The sequence below is a fragment of the Cryobacterium sp. W22_MBD10_FK3 genome (genome assembly GCF_052113745.1).
GTDB lineage: Bacteria > Actinomycetota > Actinomycetes > Actinomycetales > Microbacteriaceae > Cryobacterium.
The window spans coordinates 36145-51700 of the sequence record NZ_JBGQOH010000009.1 but is presented as its reverse complement, the minus strand read 5'-3'; the positions used below and the strand labels follow the sequence as shown (position 1 = coordinate 51700).

At 70.3% G+C, this 15556-nt stretch carries 14 protein-coding genes; 8 read left to right on the top strand and 6 right to left on the bottom strand.

Going from position 1 to position 15556, the window contains the following annotated elements; all coding sequences use genetic code 11:
• The first annotated feature begins 10 nt into the window (after nt 1–10).
• A complete protein-coding gene (locus ACEN2M_RS10860) occupies nt 11–3067 on the top strand; it encodes a DEAD/DEAH box helicase (RefSeq protein WP_441648137.1) in 3057 nt (1018 codons plus the stop codon).
• A gap of 1 nt (nt 3068) precedes the next feature.
• On the opposite strand, the gene ACEN2M_RS10855 is transcribed toward ACEN2M_RS10860, so the two are convergent.
• Nucleotides 3069–3701, bottom strand: coding sequence for an NADPH-dependent F420 reductase (locus tag ACEN2M_RS10855; RefSeq protein WP_441648136.1), 633 nt, complete (start codon nt 3699–3701; stop codon nt 3069–3071).
• 110 nt (nt 3702–3811) lie between these two features.
• Here ACEN2M_RS10855 and ACEN2M_RS10850 point away from each other — a divergent pair, with 110 nt between their 5' ends.
• Together ACEN2M_RS10850 and ACEN2M_RS10845 are read left to right on the top strand one after the other, a co-directional pair.
• A complete protein-coding gene (locus ACEN2M_RS10850) occupies nt 3812–4318 on the top strand; it encodes a MarR family winged helix-turn-helix transcriptional regulator (protein WP_441648135.1) in 507 nt (168 codons plus the stop codon).
• Between the two features lie 3 nt (nt 4319–4321).
• Nucleotides 4322–4681: an A1S_2505 family phage non-structural protein gene (locus ACEN2M_RS10845; RefSeq protein WP_441648134.1), complete on the top strand. Its 360-nt coding sequence runs from the start codon at nt 4322–4324 to the stop codon at nt 4679–4681.
• Nucleotides 4682–4685: 4 nt separating this feature from the next.
• Here ACEN2M_RS10845 and ACEN2M_RS10840 read toward each other — a convergent pair whose 3' ends face one another.
• A complete protein-coding gene (locus ACEN2M_RS10840; RefSeq protein WP_441648133.1) occupies nt 4686–8207 on the bottom strand; it encodes a TM0106 family RecB-like putative nuclease in 3522 nt (1173 codons plus the stop codon).
• A gap of 96 nt (nt 8208–8303) precedes the next feature.
• Between ACEN2M_RS10840 and ACEN2M_RS10835 the strand changes: the two genes are divergently transcribed.
• Nucleotides 8304–8594 (top strand): GNAT family N-acetyltransferase, encoded by a 291-nt coding sequence (locus ACEN2M_RS10835; RefSeq protein ID WP_441648132.1) that lies wholly within the window; start codon nt 8304–8306, stop codon nt 8592–8594.
• Between the two features lie 82 nt (nt 8595–8676).
• Here ACEN2M_RS10835 and ACEN2M_RS10830 read toward each other — a convergent pair whose 3' ends face one another.
• Together ACEN2M_RS10830 and ACEN2M_RS10825 are read right to left on the bottom strand one after the other, a co-directional pair.
• Nucleotides 8677–9942 carry an exonuclease domain-containing protein gene (locus tag ACEN2M_RS10830; RefSeq protein WP_441648131.1) on the bottom strand — a complete coding sequence of 422 codons (1266 nt, stop codon included), beginning with the start codon at nt 9940–9942 and terminating at the stop codon, nt 8677–8679.
• 40 nt (nt 9943–9982) lie between these two features.
• Nucleotides 9983–10723: an endonuclease/exonuclease/phosphatase family protein gene (locus ACEN2M_RS10825; RefSeq protein ID WP_441648130.1), complete on the bottom strand. Its 741-nt coding sequence runs from the start codon at nt 10721–10723 to the stop codon at nt 9983–9985.
• A 182-nt stretch (nt 10724–10905) separates the two neighbouring features.
• On the opposite strand from ACEN2M_RS10825, the gene ACEN2M_RS10820 reads away from it, so the two are divergent.
• The 3 genes from ACEN2M_RS10820 to ACEN2M_RS10810 all read left to right on the top strand — a co-directional run bounded on the left by ACEN2M_RS10820 (nt 10906) and on the right by ACEN2M_RS10810 (nt 12670).
• Nucleotides 10906–11115 (top strand): hypothetical protein, encoded by a 210-nt coding sequence (locus ACEN2M_RS10820; protein ID WP_441648129.1) that lies wholly within the window; start codon nt 10906–10908, stop codon nt 11113–11115.
• Nucleotides 11116–11234: 119 nt separating this feature from the next.
• Nucleotides 11235–12080: a DUF4097 family beta strand repeat-containing protein gene (locus ACEN2M_RS10815; protein ID WP_441648128.1), complete on the top strand. Its 846-nt coding sequence runs from the start codon at nt 11235–11237 to the stop codon at nt 12078–12080.
• Between the two features lie 35 nt (nt 12081–12115).
• On the top strand, nt 12116–12670 hold the full coding sequence (locus ACEN2M_RS10810) for an MOSC domain-containing protein (RefSeq protein WP_441648127.1): 555 nt from the start codon (nt 12116–12118) through the stop codon (nt 12668–12670).
• Between the two features lie 515 nt (nt 12671–13185).
• On the opposite strand, the gene ACEN2M_RS10805 is transcribed toward ACEN2M_RS10810, so the two are convergent.
• Nucleotides 13186–14052 carry a DUF4433 domain-containing protein gene (locus ACEN2M_RS10805; RefSeq protein WP_441648126.1) on the bottom strand — a complete coding sequence of 289 codons (867 nt, stop codon included), beginning with the start codon at nt 14050–14052 and terminating at the stop codon, nt 13186–13188.
• A 264-nt stretch (nt 14053–14316) separates the two neighbouring features.
• On the opposite strand from ACEN2M_RS10805, the gene ACEN2M_RS10800 reads away from it, so the two are divergent.
• Complete coding sequence (locus tag ACEN2M_RS10800) at nt 14317–15033, top strand: DedA family protein (protein WP_441648125.1); 717 nt, start codon at nt 14317–14319, stop codon at nt 15031–15033.
• On the opposite strand, the gene ACEN2M_RS10795 is transcribed toward ACEN2M_RS10800, so the two are convergent.
• Nucleotides 14995–15516, bottom strand: coding sequence for a cupin domain-containing protein (locus ACEN2M_RS10795; protein WP_441648124.1), 522 nt, complete (start codon nt 15514–15516; stop codon nt 14995–14997). The genes ACEN2M_RS10800 and ACEN2M_RS10795 overlap by 39 nt on opposite strands.
• Nucleotides 15517–15556 lie beyond the last annotated feature (40 nt).

Here is a 15556-nt window from a genome sequence, read left to right as displayed (position 1 = left end):
GCATTGAGCCATGCCGCCCACCGCCCGATCGCCCCGCCGCGCGGCCGGCACCGCGGCCGGTGCACCTGCAGGCCCGGCGGTAGGCACAGCGGACTGGAAGTCGGCCGTTGCCGCGCTCACCGGCGAGGGCCCGCCCGACCAGGTCGTGCCGCTTGCCGCCCCCGGCGACACCCCCCGCACCGCGATGGGCCTGCTCTTCGAACTGCGTGAGCAGACCCCGCGCAACAACGACCGGTGGCGCGGCGCCACCGCCGTGCGCGCTTCGGCCACCCGGGCCAGGGCCGGCGCCATCAGGCTCGGCGTGCGCCCGGTCATCCGCAGCGACTCGGGCAAGTGGGTCAAGTCCACCATCACCTGGAGCAACGTGGGCTACCAGCTCAACCGGCTGAACCTCGATGCCGGACAGCACCGCTGGTTCTGCCAGTTCGTGCCGCTGCACAGGGTCGACCGGCCGGTCTACAACGGCCAGGACACCGAGTGGCTCTACCTCGACGAGTTCGAGAGCCCGCTGCTCTGGCACCTGCTGGCCGAGGCCCAGCGGCTGGGCATCGGCCTCACCGGCAGCCACAAAGACGCCGACGTCACCGTGGGCGCCGCCGCGAGCGTGGCCATGGATGCCGTGCTGACCGCGTCTGCTCTCACCCTCTCCCCCGTGCTGCGCATCGACGACCACGAGCATCCGGTCGGCACCGCCGGTGCCCTCGGCGGCCACGGCGTCTACGCCTATCGGCTCGGCGCCGACGCCGCCATCGTGCTGGCCCCGAGCCCCACCCCGCTCAGCCCCGAGCAACGCCGGCTGCTCGGCGGCGAGGGTGACCGGGCAGCGGGCGCATCTGGCCTGGTTGTTCCGGCCGCCGAGGTCGACGAGTTCCTGCGCGAGTACTACCCCGCGCTCCGCCGCGGCCTGCCCGTCACGAGCGCGGATGCCTCCATCGAGTTTCCGCCGCCGCCCCCGCCGGTGCTCGTGCACACCGTGAGCTTCGAACCCAAGCAGTCCGTGCGACTCGGCTGGCAGTGGCAGGGCGATCGCGACGGGCAGGCCGAGGGCGAGGTGCTCGACAGGGTGAACGCCGCGGTGCCCGGCCTGTCGGCGCCGGCCGACCCCGAGGCGCCGAGCGTGACCCTCAAGGGCATTCCCGCAGCGGAATACGCCGATAAGACGCTGCCCAGACTCGACGAGATTCCGGGGGTGCGGGTGGATCTGATCGGCGAGAAGCCGGATTACCGGGAACTCACCGCCACCCCGCAGCTGGTGGTGACCACCGTGGAGACCGAGAAACGCGACTGGTTCGACCTCGGCGTGATCGTGCGCATCGACGGCCGCAGCATCCCGTTCAACCCGATCTTCACGGCCCTGGCGAAGGGGCGGAAGAAACTGCTGCTGGTGGACAACAGCTACCTCTCGCTCACCCAGCCGGTGTTCGACAGGCTGCGCGAGCTGATCGAGGAGGCCAGGGCGCTGTCGGAGTGGGAGACCGGCCTGCGCATCAACCGGCACCAGGCCAGCCTGTGGTCGGACTTCGAGGACCTCGCCGACGAGACCGAGCAGGCGGTGTCGTGGCGGGCCGCGGTGGGCGGGCTGCTGCAGCTCGAGCGCGGTCAGGCGGATGCCGCGGCCCTGCCCCGGGCCACGCCGCTGCCGGCCGGGCTGAACGCCACCCTGCGCCCGTACCAGCTGGCCGGGTTCGAGTGGCTGGTCTTCCTCTGGGAGCACGGGCTGGGCGGCATCCTCGCCGACGACATGGGCCTGGGCAAGACCCTGCAGGTGCTGGCCCTGCTCAGCCACGCCGTGCAGCACCCGGCCGACCCGGCCGAGCCTGCCCGGCCGTTCCTGGTCGTGGCGCCCACCTCCGTGGTGTCCAACTGGCTCACCGAAGCCGCCAGGTTCACGCCGGGCCTCCGCGTCGGCGCGGTGAGCAGCACCCAGGCCACCAGCGGCCGCACGCTGGTGCAGCAGGCCGAGGGCCTGGACGTGCTCGTCACCTCGTACGCGCTGTTCCGGCTGGACGTCGAGGCCTACCAGGCGCACGGCTGGGCGGGGCTGATCCTCGACGAGGCCCAGTTCGTGAAGAACCGCACCTCGCAGCTGCACCGCGCCGCCCGCGACCTGAACGTGCCGTTCACCCTGGCCGTGACCGGCACCCCCATGGAGAACAACCTGCTCGAGCTGTGGGCCCTGTTCGCGATCGTGGCGCCCGGTCTGTTCCCGTCGGCCCGCCGGTTCACCGAGGAGTATCTGCGCCCGGCCGAGCGCGGGGTGCGGTCGCAGGCCGAGCTGATCGAACGGTTGAGGCGACGCATCCGCCCGCTGATGTTGCGGCGCACCAAGGATGTCGTGGCCCGCGACCTGCCGGCCAAGCAGGAGCAGGTGCTGCACATCGACCTCGACCCCGGGCATCGCGAGATCTACGACACCTTCCTGCAGCGCGAACGGCAGAAGCTGCTGGGCCTGATGGACGACCTGGAGGCCAACCGGTTCATCGTGTTCAGGTCGATCACCCTGCTGCGGATGCTGAGCCTGGATGCGTCCCTCGTCGACGAGCAGTATGCCGGCGTGCCCTCGAGCAAGCTCGACGCTCTCTTCGAGCAGCTCGACGAGGTGATCGCCGAGGGCCACCGGGCGCTGATCTTCAGCCAGTTCACCTCGTATCTGGCCCTGGCCGCCGCCCGGTTGGAAGCGCGCGGGGTGCCATACAGCTACCTCGACGGCTCCACCACCGATCGGCCGGGCGTCATCGACGAGTTCAAGTCCGGGGACGCACCGGTGTTCCTGATCAGCCTCAAGGCCGGCGGTTTCGGGCTGAACCTCACCGAGGCCGACTACGTTTTTCTGCTGGACCCGTGGTGGAACCCGGCCAGCGAGAGCCAGGCCATCGACCGCACCCACCGCATCGGCCAGACCAAGAACGTGATGGTCTACAGGCTGGTCGCCGCCGACACCATCGAAGAGAAGGTGATGGCGCTCAAGGAGAGCAAGGCCAAGCTCGTGCAGGCGGTGCTCGACGATGAGGGAGTTTTTGCTGCCTCCCTCACCGCCGACGACATCCGTTCCCTCCTGGAGCCCTGACCTACTTCACCAGGGCGAAGCCGCCGGTCCAGCCGATGGAGTTGCCGGCGGCCAGGGTGAGCTGCAGGAAGCCGAGGGCCTCGAGCTCCCGGGCGCGCTTGAGGGCGCCGGCGTCCAGGGCGAGCACGCCACCGGCGACGAGCAGGCCGATCAGGGCGTCTTTGGCGGAGGCGTCGTCGCCGGCGACGAGCACCGTGGTGGGGGCGACGCCGTTGACGCCGCCAGTGGCCAGGGTCGCGGCGAAGGTGGTGTTGAAGGCCTTGAGCACCGTCGCGCCGGGCACCGCGGCGGCGATGACCTGAGCGGCCGAGCCATCCGCCGGCACCACCAGTGAGTCGAAGGTGGCGAAGTCGAGCGGGTTGGTGATGTCAACCAGGATCTTGCCGTCGAGCTGGCCCTCGTACTGGGCGAGCACACCGGCCACCGCCGGGTACGGCAGCGCGAGAACGACGATGTCGCCGGTGAGGGCGTCACCCGCGGTACCCGCGACGACGGATGCGCCGGCCGAGGCGGCCGCCGCCGCGGTCTTTTCGGCGTCCTGTGCCAGCAGCTGCACTGAGGCGCCGCCCGTGGCCGCGATTGTCGCGATTGCGGTTCCCATGTTGCCTGCCCCGATGATGCTGATGCTCGTCATGACGTACTCCCTCTCGCCTTCCGGCGATTGATTAGTTGTTGTTACAAGTAATGTACCCGCTTTTACTTGTCGCGTCAACCAAACTGGCTTCGGCTTGATAAGCTATCCCCATGGACACGAACGAAACTCCCGCCGTGCAGGGACTCAATCAGGCCCAACTGCACGCCTGGTTGCGCTTCGTCGCCGTCATCGAACTGGTGCCCGGCCTGCTCGACTCACAGTTGCAGCGGGACTCGGCGCTGAGCCACTTCGAGTACTACGTTCTCGCCATGCTCTCCGAGGCACCCGACCACACCCTGCGCATGACCGGGCTGTCGTCGATGACCAACTCCAGCCTGCCGCGGCTCTCCCACGTGGTGCGGAGGCTCGAGGACCGCGGCCTCGTGCAGCGCACCCCGTGCCCGAGCGACCGGCGCGCGACCAACGCCTCCCTCACCGACGAGGGCTGGGCCGTCGTGCAGGCCGCGGCGCCCGGGCATGTGCGCACGGTGCGGGAGAACGTGATCGACCCACTCACCGACGAACAGATCGCGCAGCTCGACGCGATCTCGAACCAGCTGCTGATGAAACTCGACCCCACCAACCGTCTCAACCCCGGAGCTCCGAAGGGAGTCTGAGCCATGCGGATCACCCAGCTGGAGCCCGGAGAGGTGTTCGTGTTCGGGTCGAACGCGGAGGGACTGCACGCTGCCGGAGCCGCCGCGCTGGCGCACGACAGGTTCGGCGCGGTCTGGGGCCAGGGCCACGGGCTGCACGGGCAGTCCTACGCGATCAACAGCATGATCGGCCTGGCCATCCTGCAGCACGAGGTGACCGGGTTTGTGCACTTCGCGGCGGCGCATCCCGAGCTCAGGTTTCTGGTGACCGAGATCGGCTGCGGCATCGCCGGGTACACCCCGATGGAGGTCGCACCGTTCTTCGCGAAGGCCGGCGAAAACGTGGTGCTGCCGGAGCGGTTCGCCCAGGAACTCGGGCGCTGAGCGCTCAGCCCTCGACGAGCTCGATGAAAGCGCTCAGCTGGGCCAGGGTGCCCGCGTTGTGGGGCAGGGCGTTGGTGAGCTCGGGCGAATAGACCAGGTAGGCCGCCCACTGGGCTCGCGAGATGGCCACGTTGAGCCGGTTGGCCAGGAGCAGGAACTCCAGGCCGCGCGGCACCTCGTCTGCGCTGGAGGCGGCGAGGGAGACTATCGCCACGGCGGCCTCACGGCCCTGGAACTTGTCGACGGTGCCCACGCTGATGTCGTGCCAGCCGGCCACGGCCAGCCGCTGGCGGATCACCTCCACCTGCGCGTTGTAGGGGGCCACGACGATGAGGTCGCTCTGGCCGAGCGGGGCGGTGCGGCCGTCGACGGTCCAGGGCCGGCCGAGGAGCGAGCCGATGAGCTCGGCGACGGTGTCGGCCTCTTCGGGTGAGGAGGTGGAGTTGTAGGCGTGCGGCACCGGCACCGGGTGCAGGCCGGGCTCGATGCCGTCGAGGTGCCGGTCGGCGGCCTGGGACTCCAGCTTGCCCTCATAGGACAGCCGGGACACGGGCGCGCACACCGCCGGATGCATCCGCCAGCTCTTGGCCAGGAAATAGCCCAGTTCCTCGGGCAGCACGTCGTGCCCGTCGGTGAGCCAACCGAGCGCGGAGACGTCGACGGGTTCGGGGTGCGAGCCCTGGCTCACCTGCGGCAGCTGTTGCGGGTCGCCCAGCAACAGCAGGCGGCGGGCCGAGACGGCGGAGGCGATGGTGCTGGCCAGCGAGAACTGGCCGGCCTCGTCGATCACGAGCAGGTCGAGCGAGCCGGGTTCGATCCGCGCGGCGTTGCTGAAGTCCCACGCCGTGCCGCCGAGCACGAAGCCGCCGGCCTGCCCGGTGAACTCGGCGAACCGGTTGGGGGTCAGAGCGGTCCAGCCGTTCTCCCTGGCCTCCTCCCCCGACTTGGCCTTCTTGCCCACGTGCCCGGCGGCCAGCCCGGCCTTGAGCACGGCCGACAGCATGTTTTCCACGGTGGCGTGCGACTGCGCCACCACGCCGATCTTCCAGCCGTGGTCGCGCACGAGCTGGGCGATGATGCGGGAGCCGGTGTAGGTCTTGCCGGTGCCGGGCGGGCCCTGCACGGCCAGGTAGGACCTGTCGAGGGTGAGCAGGCTGTCCCGGATGGTGCCGATGATGTCGGTCGAGCTTGTCGACGCCGTGCCGAGCGTGTCGACGTGGACCGAACGCGGAGGCTGCCGCCGCAGGATGTCGAGCGCGGCATCGGGCAGCATCGCGGGCAGGGCGTCGAGCACGCGCCGGCCCCAGTCGGCAATCGCCGTGACCTGGGTGCCGGGCGCCGGCGGGGTGCCCGGCGTGAGGGCCATCGGCAGGTGCTCGTAGGGCTCGTCGCCCTTGCTGAGTTTCTCGGTGACGTAGAGCACCTCCTCGCCGGTGGCCTCGTCGGCCAGGCCGGTGATCTCGGTGCGGTCGTGGGCCACCCGGGAACCGGGCGCGCCGGTGTGCGCCAGCGGCGGGTAGGGGGCGTCGTAGAGCAGGAACGGCCTGAGGCCGAGCTTGAGCGAGCTGCCAGGGGCGGCTTCGCCCTCGATGCGCAATACCCGCGACAGGTTGCGGTCCCGGCCGACGAGGGCCCAGTCACGCGCCACGGTGACGTGCTCGGCGACGAGCACATCCCGGGTGGCCGACCACGCGTCGACAGGGTCGCCGAGCCGGGCATAGTGCTCCTGCCAGAACTTCTTGCCCTCCCGCCGGTGGTAGTCGATGGCGGCGGAGGCCAGCGCGATCGCGGTCTGGTCGGCCGTGCGGTCCGCGAGCGCGGCGTCCGCCACCTCGGCGGCCAGGGCGAGGTAGACCGGACTGGGCTCCCGCACCGGAATGTCGAGTTCGAGGTCGCGGCCGGCCGCGCGCGGGATGCCGGCCTCGTCGGCGCGGGCGAGCAGCCAGTCGCGCAACCGGAGCGTGGAGAGGCAGTCGTATTCGTTGTAGTCGGCGATGGCGTCGAGCTTGGCCTGGGCGGCATCCGTCTGCCCGGCCCGGAACAGGTCGCGGGAGTCGGCGTACTCGGTGATGGAGTCGGCGGCGTTGTCGACGCCCTCGCGGTGGTCATCGCCCATGTAGAGCGGTTCGAGCTTCTTGATGGAGTAGCTGCGGGAACCCACCCGCAGGCTCTTCTTGACCACCGGGTAGAGGTCAACGAGCACATTGTCGCGCAGCAGGTCGTCCACGGCGTCTTCGCCCACGCCGTGCCGGGCGGCGAGGCTGAGCAGGTGGGTGCGCTCGTAGGCGGCGTAGTGGTAGATGTGCAGGGCCGGGAAGCGGGCGCGACGCTCGGCGACATAGGCGAGGAAGTCGATCAGCGCCTGCCGTTCCTCGGCGAAGTCGTGCGCCCAGAAACCGCGGAAGGTGCCGTCGGGCTCGATGAGGCCGAACAGGTAGTCCAGGCCCCAGTCGGGGCTGTCGCTGCCGGCGGCGGTCTCGCTGTAGAGCGGGTCGCCCTCGAAGTCGAAGAAGATGTCGCCGGGGTCGGGTTCGGGCAGGGCGCCGAGCGCCACCGGGTTGTAGACCTCGAACGCGGGGGCGTCGGCGTGCCCGGGCTGGCCGGCGGCCAGCTGGCGGGAGGCCAGCTGCAGCCGGGCCTGGGCGCGCAGGGCGCCGGTGGTGGCGTCGACCATTCCGTCGACCGGGCCGGTGCTCGCGGCGAGTTTCTCGATGGTGGTCAGTCCGGCCTCGAGGAGGTGCCGGCGCTGGGTGAGGCGCATGCCGGCGACGAGCAGCACGTCGCGGTGCGCCTCCACCTCCACCGAGCAGGCGGCGCAGCGCCCGCAGGCGGTATAACGCGGGTCGCCCCACGGGGCGGGCTCGGGGTCGGCGACTCGCTCGTCGATGAGGCGTTCGAGCCGGGCCCGGCGCTTGCGGTAGACCGGCAGGATGTCGCGGAGCCGGTGCGTGCTCGTGCGTCCGTCGCCGAGCAGCAGGTGCACGTTCTCGCCGGTGCGGATGCCGAGCCTGTCGAGCTGGTCGCTGTACGCGGCCACCTGCAGCAGGGCGGTGATCTTGGCGGAGCGGGCGAGCTTGGTGTCGTAGACCTCGTAGGCACCGTCTTCGGTGCGCATAATGAAGTCGGCGAATCCGACGAAGCGGCCGTCGAAAAAGGTGGCCTGGAACAGCACGTCGGCCCCAGACCTGAAGGCCTCCGCGGTGACGGCGGCGGCCTCGGGCAGCTCCCGCATCGACGGCCGGTCGAACTCGACCACCTGGCGGGCGAGCCGCAACCGTTCGAGGTAGCGCCGCTCGTGTTCATCACCGAGCACTCCGGCCCGGCGCAGCATGGCGTCGCCCTCATCGGGCACGGTGTCGACGCGGCCGAGCTTGCCGTCGAGCTTGCGCATCACGGCCCACTCGCAGCCGGCCGCCGCGCCGAGGTCGCTCGCGCTGAAGATGATGGTCGACTGTGCCGTAGACCCGACGGTCGACTGTGCGGTTGACTCTGCGGTTGACTCTGCGGTCGAATCGAGCAAGAACACGAAGGCGCCTCCACCTGCTGGGATGTGGTCAGGTTACCGGAGGCCACCGACACCGGTCCGCGCCCCGCAGGGCGAACGGCGGTCTACGCTTAACGGGTGACCACAGCCCTCGTGCACGAACCGGATGCCTCCCGCTACGCCCTCTACATCGACGGCGAACTCGCCGCCCTGGCCGACTACAGCGTGCAGGGCGACACCGTGTCGTTCCACCACACCTTCACCGACCGCAGCCGCCGCGGGCAGGGCCTGGCCGGGCAGGTCGTGGAGTTCGCGATGAACGATGTGGAGGCGACCAGCACCCGGGCCGTCTCGCCGGACTGCTGGTATGTCGACAAGTGGTTCGCCAAGCATCCGGACCGAGCCTACCTGCTGCGGGTGCGCGGCTAGCTCGCGGCGCACCTTTGTGCTCGCAGCGCACGGTAGTGCACGCATAAACCTGCGCCGCGAGAACTAACCTGCGCCGCGAGAACTAGCCTGCGCCGCCGGGAAGCACGGCGAGGCCGGCTCCGCACAGCCGGGCGAGGGTGGTCTCGTCGACGATGGGGATGCCGTAGTCGCGGGCCTTGCGGGCCTTGCCGGAGAGCGAGTCTGGGTCGGCAGCCACGAGCAGTTTCACCTTCTTGGTCACCGCCCGCCACGGCACCAGGCCCAGCGCGGTCAGCTCCAGTTCCAGGTCGCCGCGGGTGCGGCTCATCTCGCCGGTGAGCACGACCAGGTCACCGGCCAGCAGCACGAAGCCGGGCCCGGCAGGCACCGCACCGGATGGCGCCGGCGTCTGTTGGCCGGTCTCGTCCAGGGCCGCCGCGATGGTCTCGGTGGGCTGCCCGAGGAGCATCCCCACCTTCACCAGGTCGGCGAGCTCCGCGGCGGTGAGGATGCCGTCGGACCAGGCCAGGGTGGTGAGAGCGGCGAAGTACTGCCGGTGCAGCCTCTCGCAGGCGGCCCGGCTCAGGCCGAGCTCGCCGGCCAGCCGCACCAGCGCCTGGGCCTCGTGCACCGACAGGGCCCGGTCGAGCAGGCACCGGTCCAGCAGGGCGAGGTAGTCCACGTACTCGGCCGGCCCGGCCACATCCGGCAACCTGTCGGTGATGCGCTCGAGAAAGGTGTCCGCGGTCATCGGGTGTGCCGACACCGTGCGCGCGCACCACGGCGCCGACGCAGCCCCGCCGGCGGGCCAGGGCCGTTTGACGGCCGCGGCGAGGTGCGCGAACCAGAACTCCGGCGCATCCGCGGCCTCGACATAGGCGGTCAGCAGACGCGCGGTGGCCAGAGCGTCGACCGAGGCCCGGTGGGCGCCGTCGAGGTCGATGTCGAGGGCAGCGCAGCAGTCGGCGAGCGAGCGACCGGCGCCGGGGAGGAAGTCCCGGGCCAGCTGCATTGTGCACAGGCTCACGATCTCGGCAGGCCTCGCCAGGCCGGCCCTGTCGAGCTCGGCGCGCAGAAACCGGATGTCGAAACTCGCGTTGTGCGCCACGAGCACGCGGCCGCGCAGCAGGTCCACCAGCCGCGGGGCGATCTGGGCGAACGACGGGGCCTCCAGCACATCCGCCGCGCGGATGCCGTGGATGTCTTGCCGGCCGAGGTCCCGGCCCGGGTTCACCAGCGTCTCCCAGCGCCCCTCGATCACGCCCCGGTCGGAGACGTGCACCACGGCGAGCTCGATGACCCTGTCGTGCTGGGCGGGAAAGAGGCCGGTGGTTTCGAAATCGATCACGGCGAAACCAGGACCGGCCATGGGGCTCCTTCGCTTTCGGTATGCCTGACTCTAGCGCCGGTCAGATCGAGAACTCGCCGTCGACGGGGGCCACAACGACCTCCAGCTGCGGTTCCGCCGCGCCGGCCACCTCGTCGCTATACGACGACGTCACCAGGATGGGCATGTGGTCTGAGGTGCCGCGGGGCAGGGTCTCGACATTGTCGATGGTGAGTCCCACCGAGGTGGCCAGGTCGAAGTGACCGCGGAAGAACTTGTAGCGCGTGTAGGTGCGGCTGTCGCTCAGGGTGAGGTCGTAGCCGGACTCCTTCACCTCGTTGCTGAGGTGCTTCTTGAAGATCGGGTAGTTGTAGTCGCCCACCATCAGGGTGGGCAGGTTGGGTCCGAGCACGTTGAGCTCGGCGTGCGCCGACCGGATCTGGTTACGGCGCAGCGAGTTGAGCGCCGTGAGCGGTGCCGCGTGGAACGAGGCCACGACGAGTTCACGCTCGGCGGCCATGTCGTACAGGCGCGTGCCGATCAACCGTTCGTGCGCCGGCGTGAGCACCAGGTCGTGCAGAGACTTCTTCAACGCGAACGTCTGCGTCTTCTTCGCGGTGAACCTGTCACGCCGGTAGTACACGGCCAGGCCCAGCCGGTTGCGGGTGGTGGAATCCGCCAGGTGCAGCAGACCCACCTCGGCGGGGAGGTCGAGCGTGTCGCACTCCTGCAGGCACAGCAGGTCGGGGTCGTACTTTTCGACCAGGGCAATGAGTTCTCCGCTGGCACTGTTCTTGCGCAGGTTGTAGCTGATGACCTTCACGTCAGACCTATCTCTGAATCGGTGGTAGACATCCAGCCTACGTTCGCTTTGTGACGAATACAGCATCGAGCACCCGCCGCGACGGGCGGATCTGGCCTGCACGGGTGGGCGCGGGGCGCGCTGGTACCGTGGAGTCAGGCCGACGCCCGAACGTCGGCTGCCACAGATTGGATGCTTACCTCGTGAAATCCTGGTCGTTCACCACCTATACCGTCGCCGCGTTCGCCTGCAGCGGTTTCGCCGTGGCACTCCTGATCGTCAACGCCGCCACCGGCAATTCGATGCTGTCGACGCTGCTGCCCGTGGCGATCGGCGCGCTCGTGCTCGGCGGGATCCTCTCGGTGCGGGCCCGTGTGCTGCGCTACCGCAGCCGGGACATCACCAAGCGCTGACCCGCTGCGGGCCCCGCCATATCGACTCGCCCGCAACCCTGCTACCGTCCCCAGCACGGATGCCTCGCGCGGCCCGCTCCGGCGCGCGTGCGGCGCCGTTCACCCGGGGAGCGCCTGCCATGACCGCAACGCCAGCACAGCCGCCACCGCCGCCGCCGCCGGCCGGGCCGCCGGCCGGGCCGCCCGCCGGGAAGCGCGCCACTCCCTGGTGGCGCACCCTGCTGTACATCCTCATTCCGGTGGTGGGGCTGCTCCTGCTCATTGCGGCGTTCGTGTTCGCGCTGTGGGGCCGCAGCGGCCCGGTTGAGCAGAGCGCCGACCTCGAGTCGGGCACCAGCGTGGACGTCCAGACCCCCAACGCCGAGATCGTGCTCGAACCCAGCGCCGACGACCAGGTGCACGTGCGCATGACGGGCTCCTATTTCGGCACCGAGCCCACCCTGTCTTCCCGCACCGAGGGCGGCGTCACCGAGGTGCGCGGCGGCTGCCGGGCGCAGTTCTTCTCCCGCTGCTCGGTGACCGTGACGGTGCAACTGCCGCGGGCGCTGCCGGTGACCGCGGCCGGCGAGAACGGCCGCATCGGGGCATCCGGCCTCACCGGCCGGGTCACGCTGAGCACCACCAACGGCCAGGTCGAGACCACGGGCACGGTGGGCCGGTTGGACCTGCGGACCACCAACGGCGACATCCGGGTGGCCGACGCCACCTCGAAGACCGTGTCTGCGTCCACCACCAACGGTTCCGTCACCCTGGCGTTCCGGGATGCCCCCGAGGCCGTCGATGCCGGCAGCACGAACGGGTCCATCACGGTGCGGGTGCCGGTGGATGCCGTGAGCTACCGGGTCACCGCGCAGACCACCAACGGGTCGGTGACCGACGACACCGTGCCCTCCGACAGCACCTCGCGGCGCTCGATCACCGCGCAGACCACCAACGGTGGCATCACGATCGAGGCCGTGCGCTGACGCGGCGGTGGGGCCGGGTCTGGCAGGATGGCGGCATGACTGAGCAACTGCACGGCACTGTGGTGGCGGTGAGTCTGGACGACAAGCACCGGTTCAGCAAACCGACCGCGCCGAGCATCCGGCTGATCGCCGGTTACGGCATCGACGGCGACACTCACGCCGGCGCTACCACGCAGCACCGCTACCTGATCCGCACCGACCCCACCCGGCCCAATCTCACCCAGGTGCATCTGGTGCGTTCCGAGCTGTTCGCCGAGCTCGCGGCCGACGGCTTCGACGTCTCCCCCGGCCAGCTCGGCGAGAACGTCGCCACGGCCGGCCTCGACCTGCTGGCGCTGCCGCTGGGCACCCGGCTGCACCTCGGCGCCGACGCCGTGGTGGAGGTCACGGGCATGCGCGACCCCTGCTCGATGATCGACAAGTTCCAGCAGGGCTTGAAGAAGACCCTCAAGTACACGGATGCCGGTGGCGGCATCGTGCGGAGGGCCGGCATCATGGGCATCGTGCTGGTCAGCGGCACCGTGTCCCCCGGTGACGAGCTGCGCGTGGAGCTGCCCACGGGTGAGCACCTGCCCCTCGGCGTGGTCTAGGCGCTCGCGCCGCTTCGCCCGCATCCGTCTGCCGCTCGGCGTATTCGTGTGCCGGTCGGCGCATCCGTCAGGTGCTCGGCGCATCCGTCTTCATGGCGCATCTGTCTGCCGCAGAGACGCCGCCCCGCACCGAAATGCCACTTCAGGCCCACTAGATGCTCGCCAGAGGCCACAACGGGCATCTCGCGCGGGACGCCCGCCGACAACCCTGACGCCGAGTTGCGCCGAAGTGCCCCTTCAACTCCCGGCAAGGGGAACTCTGCCGCAACTCGCGGAAGGCCTCCCCGCCGAGATGCGCCGAAGTGCCCCCTTCAACTCCCCACAAGGGGAACTCTGCCGCAACTCGCGAGCACTCCCCCACCGAGAGGACACTTCAGGCCAGTCCAGCGCCCGCCAACTGGCCTCAACTGGCAACTCGCGGGAGGCCCTGCGCCGACATGCACAGAAATGCCCCTTCAGCATCCGCGAAGGGGCATTCTGCCGCAACTCGTGCGGGGGCTCAGCTTGAGCTCGGGCTAGAGCTCTTCGGTCGGGTGGAACCACGGCGGGTAGACCGCGATCTTGGGCTTGTGGCTGGCTGCCGCGAGAAGGGGCTTCACCGCATCGCGCACCCTGTCGTTGGCGACGCCGATGAGGGTGATCAGGCCGAACGGCACCTCGCCGGGCACGAGCAGCTCGGCCTTGAGGATGGTGTCGGAGTCGAGGTCGGCGCGGAGGGTGCGCAGCATCCGGTCGGCCGTGTCGGCCGTGGCGCCGAAGCGGGTGGCGGCGAACGCGGCATCGCCATCCGTCACGGCGAAGTGGGTGGCCGTCGGGTCGGCGGCAGCGGCCACCTGCGTGTCGAGCACCTTCTTGACCGTGGAGACCAGGATCACGAAGTCGAACGCGGCAGCCTCGTGAGCGTCGTCGGAAAGGCGCGGGTCGAGCGACTGGGCCCGGATGTTCTCCCACACCAGCGCGTTGGGCGAGAGGAAGAAGGGCACGTGGTCGGCGACGGAGAGGCTGTCCGGGCCGGAGACGCGGGCGTCGCGACGGGCAACCCGGTTCGCGGACGACGAGATGTCGACGACGGGGCGGTCGGCCCAGTCCTCACTGCTGTCGGCCAGCAGCCGGCCGGTGGCGAGGATGCCGGGCAGGTTGCGGATGTGGGTGAGGTGGTAGATGCGCTGTTCGCCGACATTGTCGTCCTGGCGCTTGGTCTTGGCCGTGCCCGTGGTGATGGGCGCGACGATGGTGCGGAGCGCCGTCGGCGCCTCGGCCGTACGGGCTCGGCTGGCACGCGGGGCGCGGGCAGCGGGCACTGTCGGTGCGACGGGGGCGGCGGGTGGGAAACACAGGGCGCAGAGCTCCCCGTCCAGTCCGTGGATGCATTCCTCGTTCACAACTCAACCCTTCGTGTGCGCAGGCTCACCGTCGTCGGGTTCGACGAACGTGTGCCTACCTATCTAAGTTACGGTCATTTGGGGGCACGTGGTGACACAACCGGGGCCATCCGGGGGCGATCTGGTGACGATCCGGGCCCAATCGGGGGTTTGAGGGCCCGACCCGGCCACAGAATGCACCAGCCGTGCGGGTCATCCCAGCGGCGCGCTGAATCGTCCCACAGGCCGACGCGGCCCGCACCGGCGTCTCCCTACCGTGGGGACATGCCTGGTTTCGACGCCCTCAACGACCTTGTGCTCGCCCTCGCCGGGTCGGCCTGGGTCTACCCGATAGTGTTCCTGTTCGTGGTCATCGACGGGTTCTTCCCGCCGCTGCCGAGCGAGACCGTGGTCGTGGCGCTCGGCGCCCTCGCGGTGTCGGCGGGAGCGCCGAATCTGATCTTCCTGATCGGCGTGGTGGCCGCCGGCGCCGTGCTCGGCGATAGCGTCGCCTACCTCATCGGTCGGAAGATCGGCGTGGCCAGGTTCCGCTGGCAGCGCCGGCCAGGCCCCGCCCGCATGGCCGACCGGGCCAGAGCGGCGCTCCGCAGCCGGCCCGCGTCGCTGCTGCTCACGGCGCGCTACATCCCGGTCGGCCGGGTCGCCGTCAACATGACGGCGGGCGCCACCGGGTTTCCCCTGCGCAGGTTCATTCCGCTGGCGGCTCTCGGCGGGTTCGCCTGGGCCGGCTACTCGGTGCTCGTCGGCGTGCTCGCCGGCGCCTGGCTGCGGAACAACCCGCTGCTCGGCGCGCTCCTGGCCGTGGCCGCCGCCCTGCTGCTCGGCGCCCTCGTCGACGCCGTGGTGCTGCGGATCCTGCACCGGCGCACGCTGCGGCAGGCACGCACCACGGCACGACAGCAGGATGCGTCGGCACCGCGACCCGGGCCGGCGCGGCGGGACCTACTCCATCGAGAAATCGGCGAAGTCGAAGCCGGGTGACACCAGGCAGCTCACCAGGGCGTCTTCCTCGCTGGGCACTGTGCGCTGCCAGACATCCGCCCCGATGATCACCTGGGTACGTTCGCCGCGGAGCAGCCGTCCGCCGAGCACCGGACTCGTCTCGGTGTCGGGCTCGTCGCCGTCGCCGCCGAGTTCCAGTTGCACGGTGCCCTGGCCGTTCCAGATCCAGATCTCGCTGGAGGACACCCGGTGCCAGGCCGAGAATTCCCCGGCCGGTAGGAGAAAGTGAATGAGCGTGGCCGCCGGCCGCACGCGTTCGGCGCCGTCGGCATCTGTGAGCGTCACCGGCACAGGCGACGTCCAGGTGCGCCGGTACCAGCCGCCCTCCGGATGCGGTTCGAGGCCGAGCTCCACGGCCAGCGCCGGGCGCTCCAGGCGTTCGATGAACTCGCCGGCCGCCGTGCGGCGGGTGGCGAGGCGGCTGTCCAGGTCGCTGTCACGGTCTCTGTGCGGTGTGGCCATCAGGGTCTCCATCGTCGGGGTGGTGGCATAACTCCTGCAA

What these genes read in the sequence shown, in the direction of transcription:
- ACEN2M_RS10800 (WP_441648125.1), top strand. Translation starts at nt 14,317, where the DNA reads ATGCCTGGTTTCGACGCCCTCAACGACCTTGTGCTCGCCCTCGCCGGG.
- ACEN2M_RS10860 (WP_441648137.1), top strand. Translation starts at nt 11, where the DNA reads ATGCCGCCCACCGCCCGATCGCCCCGCCGCGCGGCCGGCACCGCGGCC.
- ACEN2M_RS10855 (WP_441648136.1), bottom strand. Translation starts at nt 3,701, where the DNA reads ATGACGAGCATCAGCATCATCGGGGCAGGCAACATGGGAACCGCAATC.
- ACEN2M_RS10830 (WP_441648131.1), bottom strand. Translation starts at nt 9,942, where the DNA reads ATGGCCGGTCCTGGTTTCGCCGTGATCGATTTCGAAACCACCGGCCTC.
- ACEN2M_RS10845 (WP_441648134.1), top strand. Translation starts at nt 4,322, where the DNA reads ATGCGGATCACCCAGCTGGAGCCCGGAGAGGTGTTCGTGTTCGGGTCG.
- ACEN2M_RS10850 (WP_441648135.1), top strand. Translation starts at nt 3,812, where the DNA reads ATGGACACGAACGAAACTCCCGCCGTGCAGGGACTCAATCAGGCCCAA.
- ACEN2M_RS10810 (WP_441648127.1), top strand. Translation starts at nt 12,116, where the DNA reads ATGACTGAGCAACTGCACGGCACTGTGGTGGCGGTGAGTCTGGACGAC.
- ACEN2M_RS10815 (WP_441648128.1), top strand. Translation starts at nt 11,235, where the DNA reads ATGACCGCAACGCCAGCACAGCCGCCACCGCCGCCGCCGCCGGCCGGG.
- ACEN2M_RS10795 (WP_441648124.1), bottom strand. Translation starts at nt 15,516, where the DNA reads ATGGCCACACCGCACAGAGACCGTGACAGCGACCTGGACAGCCGCCTC.